Raw genomic sequence first — 17,110 nt, forward strand, 5'->3', positions numbered from 1 at the left:
GAATAGTTCATTATGTCGGCGACTCAAAATTACGGCACTGGCCGTCGCAAGACTGCAACCGCACGCGTTTTCCTGCGTCCGGGCACTGGCAACATCTCCATCAACAACCGCTCCCTGGATAACTTCTTCGGCCGCGAAACTGCCCGCATGGTAGTTCGTCAGCCGCTGGAACTGACCGAGACCGTCGAGAAGTTCGACATCTACGTCACCGTTATCGGCGGTGGTGTGAGTGGCCAAGCTGGCGCAATCCGCCACGGCATCACTCGCGCTCTGATGGATTACGACGAAACTCTGCGCAGCGCTCTGCGTAAAGCCGGTTTCGTAACCCGTGACGCACGTGAAGTTGAACGTAAGAAAGTTGGTCTGCGTAAAGCGCGTAAGCGTCCGCAGTACTCGAAGCGTTAATTCGCTTTCGCGTTCAAAAAACGCCCAGTCTCCTTGCGGAGCTGGGCGTTTTTTTATGGGCGATTATTTTGCGCTGTGACAACTTGCCACATCTGCAGAGCCCCTATACTACAGGGCTTGGGGCAGGGCTAAGTTGGTAATTACCTTGTCAGAGTAGGGGCTTTTCATTACCATTCGGCAAAATTTTTATAAGTTCAGATTTTTACTTAGTAGATGCCTGATTTAACAGGCCACAAAGCTGATGGGAGAGGACTGAATGAGCAATGACGGCGTGAATGCAGGCCGGCGTCGCTTCCTTGTAGCAGCCACATCCGTGGTGGGTGCTGCAGGAGCGGTGGGGGCTGCGGTCCCGTTCGTGGGGTCATGGTTTCCCAGTGCCAAGGCGAAAGCCGCAGGGGCACCGGTGAAAGTGAATATCAGCAAGATCGACCCAGGTCAGCAGATGATTGCTGAGTGGCGTGGTCAGCCGGTATTCATCGTCCGCCGCACACAGGAAATCCTGGGGAATCTCAAAAAGATCGAGGGTCAACTTTCCGACCCCGACTCCAAGAACTCTGTCCAACCAACCTACGTCGACCCGCAAGTGCGTTCGATCAAGCCAGAGATTCTGCTGCTGATCGGTATCTGCACCCACCTGGGTTGCTCACCGACTTTCCGCCCTGAAGTGGCGCCTGCGGATCTGGGCAAGGATTGGGTAGGTGGCTATTTCTGCCCTTGCCACGGTTCCCACTACGATCTGGCTGGCCGCGTCTACAAGTCGCAACCCGCGCCTTTGAACCTGCCAGTACCCCCGCATTCCTATGAGTCGGACGACCTTATTGTCATCGGCGTCGATACGGAGAAAGCGTGATGAGCAAGTTCATGGATTGGGTTGATGCGCGCTTCCCCGCGACCAAAATGTGGGAAGACCATCTCAGCAAGTATTACGCCCCGAAGAACTTCAACTTCTTCTACTTCTTTGGTTCCCTGGCTCTGTTGGTTCTGGTTAACCAGATCGTCACCGGTGTCTGGCTGACCATGAGCTACACCCCGTCGGCGGAAGAGGCTTTCGCTTCCGTCGAATACATCATGCGCGACGTCGAGTACGGCTCGATCCTGCGTCTGCTGCACTCCACTGGCGCCTCGGCGTTCTTCATTGTGGTCTATCTGCACATGTTCCGTGGTCTGCTCTACGGTTCGTACCAGAAGCCGCGTGAGCTGGTGTGGCTGTTCGGCATGCTGATCTACCTGGCGCTGATGGCCGAAGCCTTCATGGGCTACCTGCTGCCTTGGGGGCAAATGTCCTATTGGGGCGCCCAGGTGATCATCTCGTTGTTTGGTGCGATCCCGGTCATCGGTAACGACCTGACCCAGTGGATTCGTGGTGACTACCTGATTTCCGGTATTACCCTGAACCGCTTCTTCGCCTTGCACGTAGTGGCCCTGCCAATCGTGATTCTCGGTCTGGTGGTGCTGCACATCCTGGCGCTGCACGAAGTCGGTTCGAACAACCCGGATGGTGTGGACATCAAGAAGCACAAAGACGAAAACGGCGTACCGCTGGATGGCATCGCTTTCCACCCGTACTACACCGTGAAAGACATCGTCGGCGTGGTGGTGTTCCTGTTCATCTTCTGCTCGATCGTGTTCTTCTTCCCGGAAATGGGTGGTTATTTCCTCGAGAAGCCGAACTTCGAACAGGCCAACCCGTTCAAGACGCCTGAGCATATTGCCCCGGTTTGGTACTTCACCCCGTTCTACGCGATTCTGCGCGCGGTTCCGGACAAGCTCTTGGGTGTCATTGCGATGGGCGCGGCGATCGCCGTGCTGTTCGTGCTGCCATGGCTTGACCGCAGTCCGGTCAAATCCATGCGCTACAAGGGCTGGCTGAGCAAGATCTGGCTGGTGGTGTTCTGCATCTCGTTCGTGATCCTGGGGATCCTCGGCGTTCTGGCGCCGACGCCGGGTCGTACGCTGCTGTCGCAGGTATGTACCTTCCTGTACTTCGCCTACTTCATTCTGATGCCGTTCTACACCAGGCTCGAGAAGACCAAACCGGTTCCGGAAAGGGTGACTGGCTGATGAAAAAGCTATTTGCTGTACTGATTCTTGCTGCTATGCCTGTACTGTCCTTTGCGGCCGAACACGGTGGTCCCGAGCTGGAAAAAGTCGACATCGACGTCTCCGACAAGGCCGCCATGCAGGATGGCGCACGGACATTCGCCAACTACTGCATGGGCTGTCACAGCGCCAAGTTCCAACGCTATGAGCGCGTTGCCGACGATCTGGGGATTCCTCACGATCTGATGATGAGCAAGCTGGTGTTCACCGGTGCGAAAATCGGCGATCACATGAGCATCGGCATGCAGCCGGCTGATGCCAAGACCTGGTTCGGCGCGGCTCCGCCCGACCTGACCCTGGTGGCTCGTGTGCGTGGTACCGACTGGCTCTATGGCTACCTGCGCTCCTTCTACGAAGACCCTGCGCGTCCATGGGGCGTGAACAACAAGGTCTTCCCGAACGTAGGTATGCCTAACGTCCTGGTCGGCCTGCAGGGTCGCCAGGTTGTTGGCTGCAAACAGGTGCAGATCGTCGAAGACGGCAAGAAGCAATACGATCCGCTGACCGGTACCGCTTTGACCCATGAAGCTTGCGACCAGCTGACCGTGCTGCCAAAAACCGGCACGCTCAACGAAGAGCAGTTCGACGAGAAGGTCAAGAACCTGGTGACCTTCCTGGCCTACTCGGCCAACCCGGTCAAGCTGGAGCATCAACGTATCGGCACCTATGTGTTACTGTATCTGGCCTTCTTCTTCGTATTCGCCTATCTGCTCAAGCGCGAATACTGGAAAGACGTTCATTGATAAAGCTGTAATTCATTGCTGTTAATCGTGCGCGCCCAAGGGCGTCTCTGAAGGTGTAACGAGTCTGGATCATCCAGGCGTTACGGGAGGCGCCCTCTGGGCGCGCTCGTTTTTCTGCTTCCGATAATTTCAACAAGCGAGGAGGACCGCCATGGGCGTGACCAATCGGTTGGCCTGTTACTCCGACCCCGCCGACCACTATTCCCACCGGGTACGTATCGTGCTCGCAGAGAAGGGTGTCAGCGCCGAGATCATCAGTGTGGAGGCGGGGCGTCAGCCGCCGAAGCTGATCGAAGTGAACCCTTACGGCAGTCTGCCCACCCTGGTCGATCGTGACCTGGCGTTGTGGGAGTCGACCGTGGTGATGGAATATCTGGATGAGCGTTACCCGCACCCGCCACTACTGCCGGTTTACCCTGTGGCGCGTGCCAACAGCCGTCTGCTGATCCATCGGATCCAGCGTGACTGGTGTGGGCTGGTGGATCTGATCCTGGATTCCCGGACCAAGGAAGCCGCTCGGGCTCAGGCTCGCAAAGAGCTGCGCGAGAGCCTGACCGGCGTTTCGCCGCTGTTCGCGGAGAAGCCGTTTTTCCTCAGTGAGGAACAAAGTCTGGTGGATTGCTGCCTATTACCAATACTCTGGAGGCTACCGATCCTGGGTATTGAATTGCCACGGCAAGCCAAGCCGTTGCTTGATTACATGGAGCGCCAGTTCGCCCGTGAGACGTTCCAGGCAAGTCTGTCTGGCGTCGAACGCGACATGCGCTAAGGCTTAAGGAGCCGCTATGAACTCCAGTCGACCTTATCTGGTCCGCGCGCTCTACGAGTGGATTGTGGACAACGATTGCACCCCGCATATGCTGGTCAATTCCGAATATCCGGCGGTGCAGGTGCCTCAGGGTTTCGCCAGTGACGGACAGATCGTCCTGAATATTTCGCCGAGTGCCGTGCGCCATTTGCATATGGATAACGAGGTGGTGACTTTCGAGGGGCGCTTTGGTGGCGTCCCGCATAGCTTGTACGTCCCTGTGCCGGCGATCCTGGGCATTTACGCCCGGGAGAATGGTCAGGGCATGGTGTTCGATCTGGAGTCGCCCGTGGATGATGAGGACGATGAAATCGAGCCAGATGATGATATTCCACCACCGGATAGCGAGCCGCCGCGTCCAAGTGGTCGACCCAGTCTGAAGGTCGTGAAGTAATAAAAAAGGCGATCCATCCGGATCGCCTTTTTTGTGCCTGTGCCTTTCGTTCACATCAGTCGATGTATTCGAACAGTTTGACGATTTTCTGCACGCCGGAAACGCCCTGTACCAGATTGGTCGCCTGGGTGGCTTCCTGTTGGGTCAGCAGGCCCAGCAGGTAGACGATGCCGTTTTCCGTCACAACCTTGATGCGCGAGCCTGGAATGCTGGCATCGGTCAGCATCTGGGTCTTGATCTTGGTGGTCAGCCAGGCATCGTTCTGCCGGGCCAGCAGAGAAGAGGGCGGCAGAACCTGCAGTTCGTTATGGACCTTCTTCACCCGCTGCACGGCGCTGGCGGCCTGCTCGGCGAGTGTCTTGAGGTCGGCACGCGGGGTCTGGCCGGCCAGCAGGACGATACCGTTGAAACTGGTCACCACGATGTGCGAATTGTGGTCCAGGTCCGGACTGGCCTTGGCGACGTTCACTTCGACTTTGGTCTGGATCAGTGAGTCATCGATCTTGCTGCCGAAGGTGCGGGTGCCACGGTCATCTTCGATCGGGCTTTCGCGGGTGGCGGTAATCACCGAGCTGCAACCGCTGATGCTCAAGGCTAGGGTCAGGGCCAGTAGGCCAAGGCGATTAGGGGTCATTCTTCACTCCCGAACAGTTGGCTGTCGATCAGGTCGCAGAGGCAGTGGATCGCCAGCAGGTGGACTTCCTGGATACGTGCAGTGACATTGGCCGGTACGCGAATCTCGACATCTTCCGGCAATAACAGGGATGCCATGCCGCCGCCATCGCGACCGGTCAATGCTACGACAATCATTTCTCGATCATGTGCGGCCTGGATCGCTTGAATAATGTTCGCCGAGTTGCCGCTGGTGGAGATCGCCAGCAGGACATCGCCGGGCTGGCCCAGGGCGCGAATCTGCTTGGAAAAGACTTCGTTGTAACTGTAGTCGTTGGCGATCGAGGTGATCGTCGAGCTGTCGGTGGTCAGCGCAATGGCTGGCAGGCTCGGGCGCTCGCGCTCGAAACGGTTGAGCAGCTCGGAAGAGAAGTGCTGGGCATCGCCGGCCGAGCCGCCGTTGCCACAGGAAAGCATTTTCCCTTCGTTGAGCAGGGCGTTGACCATGACCTGGCTGGCTTGCTCGATGTGCGGTGCAAGTACGTCCATCGCCTGCTGCTTGGTGTCGATACTGGCCTGAAAAAGCTGGCGAATTCGGGATTGCATGTCCATCTGTGTGACCTTAAGTGGCGCGGCTTTCTGGCACATGAATGTGCTGCCCGCAAAGCAAAGAGCAAAAATGTTGAGTGAAAATGTCCGGCTCGGCCCGAGAGCGTCGATCAGCTTTCAAAGGCATTCCGTAGCCAGTTCAAATGAGTGGTCGTGCCTGGGGCGCTGTCTATGGCGACCACGTCGAAACGGCAAGGGTGGTTGGACCAGCGCGACTCGCGCTGCAGGAAAAACTGTGCGGCGAGTATCAGTTTCTGACGCTTGCGTGCGTCGATACTGCCCAGTGCGCCACCCCATTGCGTGTGTTGTCTGTAGCGGACTTCGACGAATACTACTGTATCGCCGTCAAGCATGACCAGATCAAGCTCGCCGCGTTTGCACAACCAGTTCTGCGCCAACAGGCGCAGCCCTTGTTGTTCAAGATGCCGGAGCGCTTGGGCTTCGGCATCCTGACCGCTTTGCTGGCGTGATCGTTGTGGCATTAGCGCTGGGTGTCAGGCAGGCGAGTGATCTGGCCGCTGACGAACTCGGCCCATGGCAGCTGGCGTTGAACACGCTGGCTCGGGCTCATGGTCAGGCTGCCCGACAGGCCTTCGATGCGGCTGTCCGGCAGGGCCTTGAGTTGCCCTAGGCGTGGTGCCAGGCGGTAGGCGTCGGCGCCCATCGCATACAGTCGACCCAGGCTGCCACCAGCTTGTGGCCATTGCGCGGCGACTTGCCGGCGCAGCGGGTCATTGGCATCCAGCAGCCAAGGCGTTTCGCAGAAGCGTATGCCGTTCATGTCGTTGTACTGGTTCTGGTCGCCGCTGGCGCTGAAAACATGGGAGGTGGCATAGACAGGTACATCGCCGGCGTACTGAAAGTTCAGGGTCGGCTTGATCTGTTGTGCCTGTTGCGGAGTGGACGCGAGGAAAATGAACTCGATGTCCTGGCGACGCGAAGGTTGTGCGGCCACTTGAGTGCCGGCGGCATTCTGCAGGCTCTTGGCGCGGGCTTCGCTCTGGCGCAGTTGGAACAGGTCGGCAATCTGCTGGGCCAGGGCTACCGGCTGATCGACGCGTTCGATACCGACCACGCTACCGCCGTTGCTTTCCCAGTCCTGACGGAAAGCCTTGAGTACACGGTCACCCCATTCGCCGCGAGGCACCAGGACCGCAGCGCGGTGCAGGCCGTCGGCGCGGGCGCGGCGGGAGACTTCGCGAGCTTCGTCTTCGGCGGCCAGGCCGAACTGGAACAGTTGTGCGGGGCCTTGTTCGCCTTCGCTGTAGTTCAGCGCCAGGGTGGTGATAGGCAGTTGCGGGCGCGCGGCGAGCTGTTTGACCAGCGGTTTTTCCAGCGGGCCGACGACCAGTTGCACGCCATCTGCCTGGGCCTTGCGATAGAAGTCATCCAGCGAAGTCAGGCGCGAGCTGTCATAGAACTCGATGCTGGGTGGTTTCTGGCCGGCTTGCTGGGCCTGATAGTGCGCGGCCATGAAGCCATCGCGCAGGGCCTTGGAGACCGCGGCCAGCGGGCCGTCCTGCGGCAACAGCAGGGCGATCTTGGACAGCGGCTGGCTGGCCAGCTCCTTGAGTTTGGTCAGCGGCAGCGGCAGCTGAATGGCAGCTGGATGCTTGGGGTTCTGTGCGCGCCAGTTGTCGATGGCGGCCTGCTGTTGTTCCAGGGTGCCGGCGGTCTTCACGGCCAGCGCCAGGCTCATCCAACCGCCCAGGTCATCGTTGCTGACGGCTTGCAGTTGATCGGTCGGCAGGCTGGCAATCAATGCCCAGATGGCTTCGTGGTTCTTGCTCGCGGCGTCGTCCTTGAGCAGTGGCGCAATGAAAATGCGCTCCCGTGCCGCGGCGAGGGCCTGGCCGTCAGCCTCTAGTGCGTGAGCGTGGACAGTGCCGGTGCGGATCTGCTGCTCTTCCGGCAGTTCGCTCAGGCGTTGCAGGCTCGGGTGGCTCAGGGCCGTCAGGGCGGCCTTTGGCTGGTTGCGAGTCATGGCCAGTTCGGCGGCCAGGGTGCTGGCGAAAACCTGCTGGCCGGGCTTGAGTTGCTCCATCGGCACTTGTTGCAGGATTTGCGCGGCCTGGCCGGCGTTGCCCTGGCGATAAGCCAGGTCGGCAGCGCTCAAGCGCAGCAGGGCTGCCTTGTCGGGTGTTTTGCTGTTGGCGGCCTGTTCGAGCAGTTGCTCGATGCTGGCATCCGGGGTCCGTGGAAGTTCGCCAAGGCTGGAGGAGGGCGAGCTGGCGCAAGCTGCCAGGAGGGTAGCAAGGCATAAGGCAGAGAACAGCCGCAGGCAAGCGATCATGTAAGTGTTCCTGATACTCGATCAAATTAGCGTGGAATTGTACCCAAGCACTGGCCGGGGCGCGATGTTACTGGCAATAAACCGTCTATTTTAGGTCGAGCAAATGTTGCAGTGCTTTAGAGCGGCTGGCGCTGTCGCAGGCGTGAGGTGCCTGCGACACGCATTCCGAAGGCTTCTACGCGCTACAATGGCGCTTTTACCGATCAAGAGGTGTGCGCTTTGACTGCTCCAGGTCCTTTGAATTCCGCTGCTGGCTCGCTTTATGTGGTGGCGACGCCCATCGGCAACCTGGACGACATCAGTGCCCGGGCCTTGAAGATCTTGCGTGAAGTGGCGCTGATCGCCGCCGAAGACACGCGCCACTCGCAACGCTTGATGCAGCACTTCGGGATTTCCACACCGCTGGCCGCCTGTCATGAACATAACGAACGGGATGAAGGCAGCCGTTTTCTGACCCGTCTGTTGGCGGGAGACAGCGTTGCGCTGATTTCCGACGCGGGCACGCCGTTGATCTCCGATCCGGGTTACCACCTGGTGCGTCAGGCGCGTGCGGCGGGTATCAATGTCGTTCCTGTTCCTGGGGCTTGCGCTCTGATTGCGGCCTTGTCGGCGGCGGGGTTGCCTTCCGATCGTTTTATCTTCGAGGGCTTTTTGCCGGCCAAGGCGGTAGGGCGGCGCGGGCGTCTTGAGCTATTAAAGGAAGAGCCGCGCACGCTGATTTTCTATGAGGCGCCACACCGTATTCTCGAGTGCTTGCAGGATATGGAGTCGGTGTTCGGTGGCGAGCGTCCGGCATTGCTGGCCCGGGAGCTGACCAAGACCTTTGAAACCCTCAAGGGGCTGCCGCTTTCGGAGTTGCGGGCTTTCGTCGAGGCAGACAGCAATCAGCAGCGCGGCGAATGCGTGGTGCTGGTAGCGGGATGGTCAGCACCGGAGAGCGACGAGGCTGTGAGCAGTGAGGCGATGCGGGTTCTCGACCTGCTGCTCAAAGAGATGCCGCTCAAGCGTGCCGCGGCATTGGCGGCGGAAATTACCGGCGTGCGCAAGAATGTGCTCTATCAAGTGGCGCTGGATAAACAGAAAGGCGAGTAAACGCGATCGGCGGAATGGCAAAAGGCTTTTATCACTTGTTCTTCCGCCGCTCTGCCGTTAACCTGCGCGGCGGAGAGTCGATTGGACAGTCGCTGCCCTCTATGAAAATTAGAGGGGGGAGGAAAGTCCGGGCTCCATAGGGCGGAGTGCCAGGTAATGCCTGGGAGGCGCGAGCCTACGGAAAGTGCCACAGAAAATAACCGCCTAAGCACTTCGGTGCCGGTAAGGGTGAAAAGGTGCGGTAAGAGCGCACCGCACGTCTGGCAACAGTTCGTGGCTAGGTAAACCCCACTCGGAGCAAGACCAAATAGGGTTCCAAGGCGTGGCCCGCGCTGGAACCGGGTAGGTTGCTAAAGATGTCCAGTGATGGCCATCGTAGAGGAATGACTGTCCTCGACAGAACCCGGCTTACAGATCGACTCTCCACCTTTTCCCTCCCTGCTTGAATCAATAGCAGAAGCGCTTTTGTAATACCGAAAAGATCTTACTCTTAACAAATTACTTTAACTTCGCGATACAGCCTCTTGAGCTGATTGAAGTTATTGCGCCAAATCCTTCGCCAAATTCCCGTTACCCCTCCTTTTAGTCTCCTAAATCTCCGTTCTATAAGGCTTTTCCGTCGCTCCGTGCCTTGACGGTGTGGTGGGCGCATTCCTATAGTGTGCGCAAGTGGCGGAAAGTGGCATGAAGTGGGTTTTTTGGACGTAAAACGCTAAAATTTGGAGAAACGCTGACGTGTTTCGCGGAGCTAACGCTATCAGTCTCGACGCAAAGGGCCGTCTCGCCATGCCGAGCCGGTACCGTGACGAGCTCGTTTCGCGTAGTTCCGGGCAACTTATCGTCACTATTGATGCCGTTGATCCGTGTTTGTGTGTCTACCCCCTCGATGAGTGGGAAATTATTGAAACCAAGCTGCGCGCGCTGCCTTCGCTACGTGAAGAAAACCGTCGCTTGCAGCGTTTGCTGATTGGTAATGCCGTCGACCTCGAACTCGATGGCAGTGGTCGTTTTCTGGTTCCGCCGCGTCTGCGCGAATATGCCAAGTTGGATAAGCGCGCAATGTTGGTAGGCCAACTGAACAAGTTCCAACTGTGGGACGAGGATGCCTGGAATGCTGTTTCCGCAGCGGACCTGGCGGCTATTCAACAACCGGGCGCCATGCCTGATGAACTGCGTGATTTGATCCTGTGACTATTGATAGCGGCTTTAACCACATCACCGTGCTGCTTGACGAAGCCGTCGAGGCTCTCGCCGTACGTCCTGATGGCTGCTATCTGGATGGCACCTTCGGTCGCGGTGGTCATAGTCGTCTGATCCTCAGCAAGCTCGGGCCGGATGGCCGGCTGCTCGGATTCGACAAAGATCCTCAAGCGATTGCCACCGGGCAAGCGCTAGCGGCCGAAGACGGCCGCTTTGTCGTTGTGCAGCGCAGCTTTGCCGAGCTGGGTTCGGAAGTGGCCGAGCGCGGCCTGGATGGCAAGGTCAGCGGCGTGCTGCTCGACCTGGGTGTGTCTTCGCCGCAGCTCGACGATCCTGAGCGCGGCTTCAGTTTTCTCAATGATGGTCCCCTGGATATGCGCATGGACCCGTCCCGTGGCATCAGCGCGGCGGAGTTCGTCAACACCGCGCCGGTGGAAGAAATCGCCCGTGTATTCAAGGAATACGGCGAAGAGCGTTTCTCCGGTCGCATGGCCCGCGCCGTGGCTGAGCGCCGCGACATCAAGCCGTTCGAGCGCACCGCCGACCTGGCGGAAGTCTTGAAAGTCGCCAACCCGGCCTGGGAAAAGGGCAAGAACCCGGCTACCCGTGCGTTCCAGGGGTTGCGCATTCACGTCAACAACGAGCTGGGCGATCTCGAGGCCGGCCTCGAAGCAGCGCTGGAATCTCTCGAAGTGGGCGGTCGCCTGGTGGTGATCAGCTTCCATTCCCTGGAAGATCGCATCGTCAAACTGTTCATGCGCAAGCTGGTGAAGGGCGAGGCGGACAACCTGCCTCGAAACCTGCCGGTGCGCCACGTGGCTTTCGAGCCGAAAATCAAAGTCCATGGCAAAGCGCAGACGGCCTCCGATGCCGAGCTCAAGGCCAACCCGCGTGCCCGTAGTGCTGTCATGCGCGTTGCGGAGAAGCTGCGGTGAGCAAGCTTTTCGCCAAGCCACTTCCAGGCGGAAGCTTTTTCATGCTTCTGCTGTTCATCGGCGTCCTGGTATCCGCGATTGCGGTGTCCTACAGCGCCCACTGGAATCGCCAACTGCTCAACACGCTGTACGGCGAGTTGAGTGTGCGTGACAAGGCACAAGCGGAGTGGGGCCGGCTGATTCTCGAGCAAAGCACCTGGACCGCCCATAGCCGGATCGAAGTGCTGGCCACCGAACAGTTGAAAATGCGCATTCCCGGCGCGGCAGAAGTCCAGATGGTGGCGCCATGATGAAGCTTGAAGGCGCACTCTTCCCCTGGCGGTTCCGCCTGGTGCTGGGCTTGCTCGGCATCATGGTGGCGGCGATCGCCTGGCGCATCATCGATCTGCAGGTCGTCGATCGCGACTTCCTCAAGGGGCAGGGCGATGCGCGCAGCGTTCGGCATATTCCGATCCCGGCTCACCGTGGCTTGATCACCGACCGTAACGGCGAGCCGCTGGCAGTCAGTACGCCAGTGACCACCTTGTGGGCCAACGCCAAGGAAATGCAGCTGGCCAAGGACAAGTGGCCGGCATTGGCTGCGGCCTTGGGACAAGATCCCAAGGCGCTGGCCGAGCGCCTTGAAGCGCAAGCCAATAAAGAATTCATCTACCTGGTGCGCGGCCTGACGCCCGAGCAGGGCCAGCAAGTTCTCGATCTCAAGGTGCCAGGGGTGTATGGCATCGAAGAATTCCGGCGCTTCTACCCGGCTGGCGAAGTGACCGCGCACATGGTCGGCTTTACCGACATCGACGATCGCGGCCGCGAAGGGGTCGAACTGGCTTATGACGAGTGGCTCGCCGGAGTTCCGGGCAAGCGCCAGGTCATCAAGGATCGGCGCGGCAGACTGATCAAGGATGTCCAGGTCACCAAAAACGCCAAGGCCGGTAAGCCCTTGGCGTTGTCGATTGACCTGCGCCTGCAATACCTGGCCAACCGCGAACTGCGCAACGCCATCGTCGAGAACGGCGCCAAGGCCGGCAGCCTGGTCATCATGGACGTGAAGACCGGCGAGATCCTGGCCATGGTCAACCAGCCGACCTACAACCCGAACAACCGTCGCAACCTGCAACCGGCGATGATGCGTAACCGCGCCATGATCGACGTGTTCGAGCCGGGTTCGACCATGAAAGCCATCTCCATGAGCGCGGCGCTGGAAACCGGCCGCTGGAAACCGAGCGACACCGTCGAGGTGTATCCAGGCACGTTGCAGATCGGCAAGTACACCATTCGCGACGTCTCCAAGAGTGAAGGCGCGGTGCTCGACCTGACCGGGATTCTGATCAATTCCAGTAACGTCGGCATGAGCAAGATCGCCTTCGATATCGGTGGCGAAGCCATCTTCCGCCTGGCCCAGAAAATCGGTCTCGGCCAGGACACCGGCCTCGGCTTCCCGGGCGAGCGAGTCGGCAACCTGCCGAACTACCGCGAGTGGCGCAAGGCCGAGACCGCCACGCTGTCGTACGGCTACGGCATCTCGGTGACCGCGATCCAGTTGGTTCACGCCTTCTCGGCCCTGGCCAATAACGGTCGCATCGCTCCGCTGACTCTGATCAAAACCGACAGGACTCCGGAAACCACCCAGGTGATTCCGGAAAAAGTCGCCAAGACCATGCAAGGCATGTTGCAGCAGGTGATCGAGGCGCCGCGTGGCGTGTTCCGTGCCCAGGTGCCGGCTTATCACGTGGCAGGCAAGAGTGGTACCGCGCGTAAGACTTCGGTCGGTACCAAGGGTTATGCCGAGAACTCCTACCGCTCGCTGTTCGCCGGTTTCGGCCCGATGAGCGATCCGCGCTACGCCATCGTCGTGGTGATCGACGAACCGAGCAAGGCCGGTTACTTCGGTGGTCTGGTATCGGCGCCGGTGTTCAGCAAAGTGATGTCCGGCACCCTGCGTCTGATGAATATCTCGCCGGACAACCTGCCACCTACCCAGCAAGCCAATGCGGCACCAGCTAAAGGAGGGCGCGGCTGATGTCTCTTAGCCTGAACAAGATTTTCGCCCATGCTGGTCGTGATCTGCTGATTCGCGAACTGACCCTGGACAGCCGCAATGTGCGTGCCGGCGATCTGTTTCTCGCGGTGCCTGGCGGCAAGTTCGATGGTCGTGCGCACATCGCCGATGCCTTGCAGCGAGGTGCGGCCGCCGTGGCTTATGAAGTCGAAGGCGCGACCGTCCTGCCGATTACCGACGTGCCGCTGATTCCGGTCAAAGGCCTGGCGGCGCAGTTGTCGGATATCGCCGGGCGTTTTTATGGCGACCCGAGCCGCAATCTCAACCTGATTGGGGTGACCGGTACCAACGGCAAGACCAGCGTGACTCAGTTGGTGGCGCAGGCACTCGATCTGCTGGGCCTGCACTGCGGCATTGTCGGCACCCTCGGCAGCGGTTTTTATGGCGCGCTGCAAAGCGGCATGCACACCACGCCGAACCCGATTGCCGTGCAGGCCACCCTGGCCGACCTGAAAAAGGCCGGCGCCAAGGCCGTGGCGATGGAAGTGTCGTCTCATGGTCTCGATCAAGGGCGGGTCAGTGCTCTGGCCTTCGACGTGGCGGTGCTGACCAATCTGTCTCGCGACCATCTGGATTATCACGGCACCATGGAAGCCTACGGCTCCACCAAGGCCAAGCTGTTCGGCTGGACCGATCTGGGGTGCCGTGTCATCAACCTCGACGATGAGTTCGGTCGGCTGCTGGCCAGTGACGAACAGGATTCGCGGTTGATTACCTACAGTCTCGAGGATCCGCGGGCCTATCTGTACTGCCGCGAAGCGCAATTCGACGACGAAGGCGTGCGTGCAACCCTGGTGACTCCGCAGGGCGAACATCACCTGCGTAGTACCTTGCTCGGTCGTTTCAACCTGAGCAACGTGCTGGCCGCTGTCGGCGCCTTGCTCGGCCTGGATTACGCCCTCGACGAAATCCTTAACGTACTGCCGAAACTGGAAGGCCCGGCCGGTCGCATGCAGCGCCTGGGTGGTGGTTCGCAACCGCTGGTGGTGGTCGATTACGCCCACACCCCGGATGCCCTGGAAAAGGTATTGCTGGCCCTGCGTCCCCATGCCAAGGGCCGTTTGCTGTGCCTGTTCGGCTGTGGCGGCGATCGCGATCGCGGCAAGCGTCCGCTGATGGCGGAAGTGGTCGAGCGCCTGGCCGACGGCGTTCTGGTCACCGACGACAACCCGCGTACGGAAGATCCGGCGCAGATTTTCGACGACATTCGTGCCGGCTTCAGGGCCGTGGACAAGGTCGAGTTCGTTTCCGGTCGCGGCCTGGCCATCGCCCAGTTGGTCGCCGGCGCTTCGGCGGACGACGTCATTGTTTTGGCCGGCAAAGGTCATGAGGACTATCAGGAAATCAATGGCGTGCGTCTCGACTTCTCCGACCTGGTGGAAGCCGATCGAGCGCTGACCGCGTGGGAGGTGGCCCATGCTTAAGGCCCTGAAGCTCAGTGAACTGAGCGGACCGTTGGCGGGTCGCCTGCTGGCTGGCGATTGCAGCTTCGATGGCGTGAGTATCGACAGCCGGGCGATCAAGCCGGGCCAACTCTTTATTGCCCTGGCCGGCCCGCGTTTCGACGGGCACGACTACCTGAATGAAGTCGCCGCCAAAGGCGCCGTCGGGGCCCTGGTCGAACGCGAAGTGCCAGACAGCACGCTGCCGCAGTTGCTGGTCAGCGATACCCGGCAGGCCCTCGGCCAACTGGGGGCGTTGAATCGCGCGGCTTTCACCAAGCCGGTAGCGGCGATTACCGGCTCCAGCGGCAAGACCACAGTCAAGGAAATGCTTGCGAGCATCCTGCGCACGCGCGGGCCGGTGCTTGCCACACGCGGCAATCTGAACAACGACCTGGGCGCGCCCTTGACCCTGCTGGAACTGGCCCCGGAGCACACCGCGGCCGTGATCGAGCTGGGGGCTTCGCGCATCGGCGAAATTGCCTACACCGTGGCGATGACCAAGCCGCAGGTCGCCATCATCAATAATGCCGGTACCGCCCATGTGGGCGAGTTTGGCGGGCCGGAGAAAATCGTCGAGGCCAAGGGCGAGATCCTCGAAGGCCTGGATGCTTCCGGTATCGCCGTGCTCAATCTCGACGACAAGGCCTTCCCGATCTGGAAAGCCCGCGCCGCTGGCCGTCAGGTGCTGAGTTTTGCCCTGACCAACAATGCCGCCGACTTTTACGCCTCGGATATCCAGCGCGATGCCCGTGGCTGCCCGAACTTCACCCTGCACGCGGGCAACGGTTCCGAGCGCGTCCAGTTGAACCTGCTGGGTACCCATAACGTTGCCAATGCCCTGGCCGCTGCGGCTGCCGCGCATGCCCTGGGCGTGTCGTTGTTCGGCATCGCCACCGGGCTCAACGCGGTGCAGCCGGTCAAGGGCCGCACTGTCGCCCAGCTGGCGAAAAACGGTATGCGGGTAATCGACGACACCTATAACGCAAACCCCACGTCAATGTGCGCGGCCGTTGATATACTCGCCGGCTTTTCCGGTCGCACCGTCCTGGTGCTCGGAGATATCGGCGAGTTGGGCGATTGGGCGGAGCAGGGGCACCGCGAAGTGGGTGCTTATGCCGCCGGCAAGGTGTCGGCACTCTACGCCGTGGGCCCGATGATGGCCCACGCGGTCGCCGCCTTCGGTGAGCACGCCCGACACTTCGCCAGCCAGGCCGAGCTGATCGCAGCCCTGGGCGCCGAGCAAGATACAAACACCACTATTTTGATCAAGGGATCGCGCAGCGCGGTGATGGAAAACATCGTCGCGGCTTTGTGTGGTTCCAGCACGGAGAAACATTGATGCTGCTGCTGCTAGCGGAGTACCTGCAACAGTTCTACAAAGGCTTCGCGGTCTTTCAGTACCTGACCCTGCGCGGGATTCTCGGGGTACTGACTGCACTGGTGCTGTCCTTGTGGCTGGGGCCGTGGATGATCCGCACTCTGCAGACCCGTCAGATCGGCCAGGCCGTGCGTAACGACGGTCCGCAATCGCACCTCTCCAAGTCGGGTACTCCGACCATGGGCGGCGCGTTGATTCTTTCGGCAATCGGTATCAGCACCCTGCTGTGGGCAGACCTGAGCAACCGTTATGTGTGGGTGGTGTTGCTGGTCACCCTGCTGTTCGGCGCCATTGGCTGGGTCGATGACTATCGCAAGGTGATCGAGAAGAACTCCCGTGGCCTGCCGAGCCGCTGGAAGTACTTCTGGCAGTCGGTATTTGGCCTGGGCGCGGCGATCTTCCTGTACGTCACCGCGCAAACTCCGGTCGAAACCACCTTGCTGATCCCCATGCTCAAGGACGTCAGCATTCCGCTGGGCATCGGCTTCGTGGTCCTGACCTATTTCGTGATCGTCGGCTCCAGTAACGCGGTCAACCTGACCGATGGCCTCGACGGCCTGGCGATCATGCCGACCGTGATGGTAGGCGGCGCCCTGGGCATCTTCTGCTACCTGTCGGGTAACGTGAAATTCGCTGAGTACCTGCTGATTCCTTACGTTCCGGGCGCGGGTGAACTGATCGTGTTCTGTGGCGCGCTGATCGGCGCCGGGCTCGGTTTCTTGTGGTTCAACACCTACCCGGCACAAGTCTTCATGGGCGACGTCGGCGCGCTGGCGCTGGGCGCGGCCCTGGGCACCATCGCGGTGATCGTTCGCCAGGAAATCGTCCTGTTCATCATGGGCGGCGTGTTCGTGATGGAAACCCTGTCGGTGGTCATTCAGGTGGCCTCCTTCAAGTTGACCGGTCGTCGTGTCTTCCGCATGGCGCCGATTCACCACCACTTTGAACTCAAGGGCTGGCCCGAGCCGCGTGTGATCGTCCGTTTCTGGATCATCACCGTGATTCTCGTGCTGATCGGCCTTGCCACCCTGAAGCTGAGGTAG

At 60.0% G+C, this 17,110-nt stretch carries 18 protein-coding genes and 1 other RNA gene; 15 read left to right on the top strand and 4 right to left on the bottom strand.

Features of this window, described 5'->3' with window-relative positions:
- Positions 1 to 12: 12 nt before the first annotated feature.
- The 6 genes from rpsI to BMY68_RS10095 all read left to right on the top strand — a co-directional run bounded on the left by rpsI (position 13) and on the right by BMY68_RS10095 (position 4,450).
- Positions 13 to 405 (top strand): 30S ribosomal protein S9, encoded by a 393-nt coding sequence (rpsI, locus tag BMY68_RS10070; RefSeq protein WP_003228056.1) that lies wholly within the window; start codon positions 13 to 15, stop codon positions 403 to 405.
- A gap of 256 nt (positions 406 to 661) precedes the next feature.
- Positions 662 to 1,255, top strand: coding sequence for a ubiquinol-cytochrome c reductase iron-sulfur subunit (gene petA, locus BMY68_RS10075; RefSeq protein ID WP_009045522.1), 594 nt, complete (start codon positions 662 to 664; stop codon positions 1,253 to 1,255).
- On the top strand, positions 1,255 to 2,466 hold the full coding sequence (locus tag BMY68_RS10080) for a cytochrome b (RefSeq protein ID WP_007928456.1): 1,212 nt from the start codon (positions 1,255 to 1,257) through the stop codon (positions 2,464 to 2,466). The genes petA and BMY68_RS10080 overlap by 1 nt, the downstream gene beginning before the upstream one ends.
- Complete coding sequence (locus BMY68_RS10085) at positions 2,466 to 3,248, top strand: cytochrome c1 (protein WP_007928459.1); 783 nt, start codon at positions 2,466 to 2,468, stop codon at positions 3,246 to 3,248. The genes BMY68_RS10080 and BMY68_RS10085 overlap by 1 nt, the downstream gene beginning before the upstream one ends.
- Before the next feature lie 151 nt (positions 3,249 to 3,399).
- Positions 3,400 to 4,017 carry a glutathione S-transferase N-terminal domain-containing protein gene (locus BMY68_RS10090; protein WP_007928460.1) on the top strand — a complete coding sequence of 206 codons (618 nt, stop codon included), beginning with the start codon at positions 3,400 to 3,402 and terminating at the stop codon, positions 4,015 to 4,017.
- 16 nt (positions 4,018 to 4,033) lie between these two features.
- Positions 4,034 to 4,450 (top strand): ClpXP protease specificity-enhancing factor, encoded by a 417-nt coding sequence (locus tag BMY68_RS10095; RefSeq protein WP_062824693.1) that lies wholly within the window; start codon positions 4,034 to 4,036, stop codon positions 4,448 to 4,450.
- A 55-nt stretch (positions 4,451 to 4,505) separates the two neighbouring features.
- Here the strand turns inward: BMY68_RS10095 and BMY68_RS10100 are convergent, their stop codons facing one another.
- The 4 genes from BMY68_RS10100 to BMY68_RS10115 all read right to left on the bottom strand — a co-directional run bounded on the left by BMY68_RS10100 (position 4,506) and on the right by BMY68_RS10115 (position 7,964).
- The gene (locus BMY68_RS10100; RefSeq protein ID WP_007928462.1) at positions 4,506 to 5,084 is read right to left on the bottom strand and encodes a BON domain-containing protein; all 579 of its coding nucleotides are present in this window, start codon (positions 5,082 to 5,084) and stop codon (positions 4,506 to 4,508) included.
- Entirely contained in the window at positions 5,081 to 5,674 is a 594-nt protein-coding gene (locus tag BMY68_RS10105) for a phosphoheptose isomerase (RefSeq protein ID WP_007928463.1), read from the bottom strand. Before BMY68_RS10105 ends, BMY68_RS10100 begins: the two co-directional genes overlap by 4 nt.
- Before the next feature lie 107 nt (positions 5,675 to 5,781).
- Positions 5,782 to 6,153, bottom strand: a complete 372-nt coding sequence (locus BMY68_RS10110; protein ID WP_007928464.1) for a YraN family protein — start codon at positions 6,151 to 6,153, stop codon at positions 5,782 to 5,784.
- The gene (locus BMY68_RS10115; RefSeq protein WP_085532344.1) at positions 6,153 to 7,964 is read right to left on the bottom strand and encodes a penicillin-binding protein activator; all 1,812 of its coding nucleotides are present in this window, start codon (positions 7,962 to 7,964) and stop codon (positions 6,153 to 6,155) included. Before BMY68_RS10115 ends, BMY68_RS10110 begins: the two co-directional genes overlap by 1 nt.
- A gap of 237 nt (positions 7,965 to 8,201) precedes the next feature.
- Between BMY68_RS10115 and rsmI the strand changes: the two genes are divergently transcribed.
- The 9 genes from rsmI to mraY all read left to right on the top strand — a co-directional run bounded on the left by rsmI (position 8,202) and on the right by mraY (position 17,110).
- The gene (gene rsmI, locus BMY68_RS10120; protein WP_175510587.1) at positions 8,202 to 9,056 is read left to right on the top strand and encodes a 16S rRNA (cytidine(1402)-2'-O)-methyltransferase; all 855 of its coding nucleotides are present in this window, start codon (positions 8,202 to 8,204) and stop codon (positions 9,054 to 9,056) included.
- 73 nt (positions 9,057 to 9,129) lie between these two features.
- An RNA gene (gene rnpB, locus BMY68_RS10125) (RNase P RNA component class A) lies at positions 9,130 to 9,483 on the top strand.
- A 308-nt stretch (positions 9,484 to 9,791) separates the two neighbouring features.
- Positions 9,792 to 10,247, top strand: a complete 456-nt coding sequence (gene mraZ / locus BMY68_RS10130) for a division/cell wall cluster transcriptional repressor MraZ (RefSeq protein ID WP_003205355.1) — start codon at positions 9,792 to 9,794, stop codon at positions 10,245 to 10,247.
- A 2-nt stretch (positions 10,248 to 10,249) separates the two neighbouring features.
- Positions 10,250 to 11,191, top strand: coding sequence for a 16S rRNA (cytosine(1402)-N(4))-methyltransferase RsmH (rsmH, locus tag BMY68_RS10135; protein ID WP_092160480.1), 942 nt, complete (start codon positions 10,250 to 10,252; stop codon positions 11,189 to 11,191).
- Entirely contained in the window at positions 11,188 to 11,481 is a 294-nt protein-coding gene (gene ftsL, locus BMY68_RS10140; protein WP_009050721.1) for a cell division protein FtsL, read from the top strand. Before rsmH ends, ftsL begins: the two co-directional genes overlap by 4 nt.
- Positions 11,481 to 13,205: a peptidoglycan D,D-transpeptidase FtsI family protein gene (locus BMY68_RS10145; protein WP_164485859.1), complete on the top strand. Its 1,725-nt coding sequence runs from the start codon at positions 11,481 to 11,483 to the stop codon at positions 13,203 to 13,205. Before ftsL ends, BMY68_RS10145 begins: the two co-directional genes overlap by 1 nt.
- Positions 13,205 to 14,668, top strand: coding sequence for a UDP-N-acetylmuramoyl-L-alanyl-D-glutamate--2,6-diaminopimelate ligase (locus tag BMY68_RS10150; RefSeq protein ID WP_085532340.1), 1,464 nt, complete (start codon positions 13,205 to 13,207; stop codon positions 14,666 to 14,668). Before BMY68_RS10145 ends, BMY68_RS10150 begins: the two co-directional genes overlap by 1 nt.
- Positions 14,661 to 16,028, top strand: coding sequence for a UDP-N-acetylmuramoyl-tripeptide--D-alanyl-D-alanine ligase (murF, locus tag BMY68_RS10155; RefSeq protein ID WP_085532338.1), 1,368 nt, complete (start codon positions 14,661 to 14,663; stop codon positions 16,026 to 16,028). Before BMY68_RS10150 ends, murF begins: the two co-directional genes overlap by 8 nt.
- Positions 16,028 to 17,110, top strand: coding sequence for a phospho-N-acetylmuramoyl-pentapeptide-transferase (mraY, locus tag BMY68_RS10160; RefSeq protein ID WP_007928475.1), 1,083 nt, complete (start codon positions 16,028 to 16,030; stop codon positions 17,108 to 17,110). Before murF ends, mraY begins: the two co-directional genes overlap by 1 nt.

This window comes from Pseudomonas sp. NFACC41-3, assembly GCF_900109505.1.
Classification (GTDB): domain Bacteria; phylum Pseudomonadota; class Gammaproteobacteria; order Pseudomonadales; family Pseudomonadaceae; genus Aquipseudomonas; species Aquipseudomonas chlororaphis.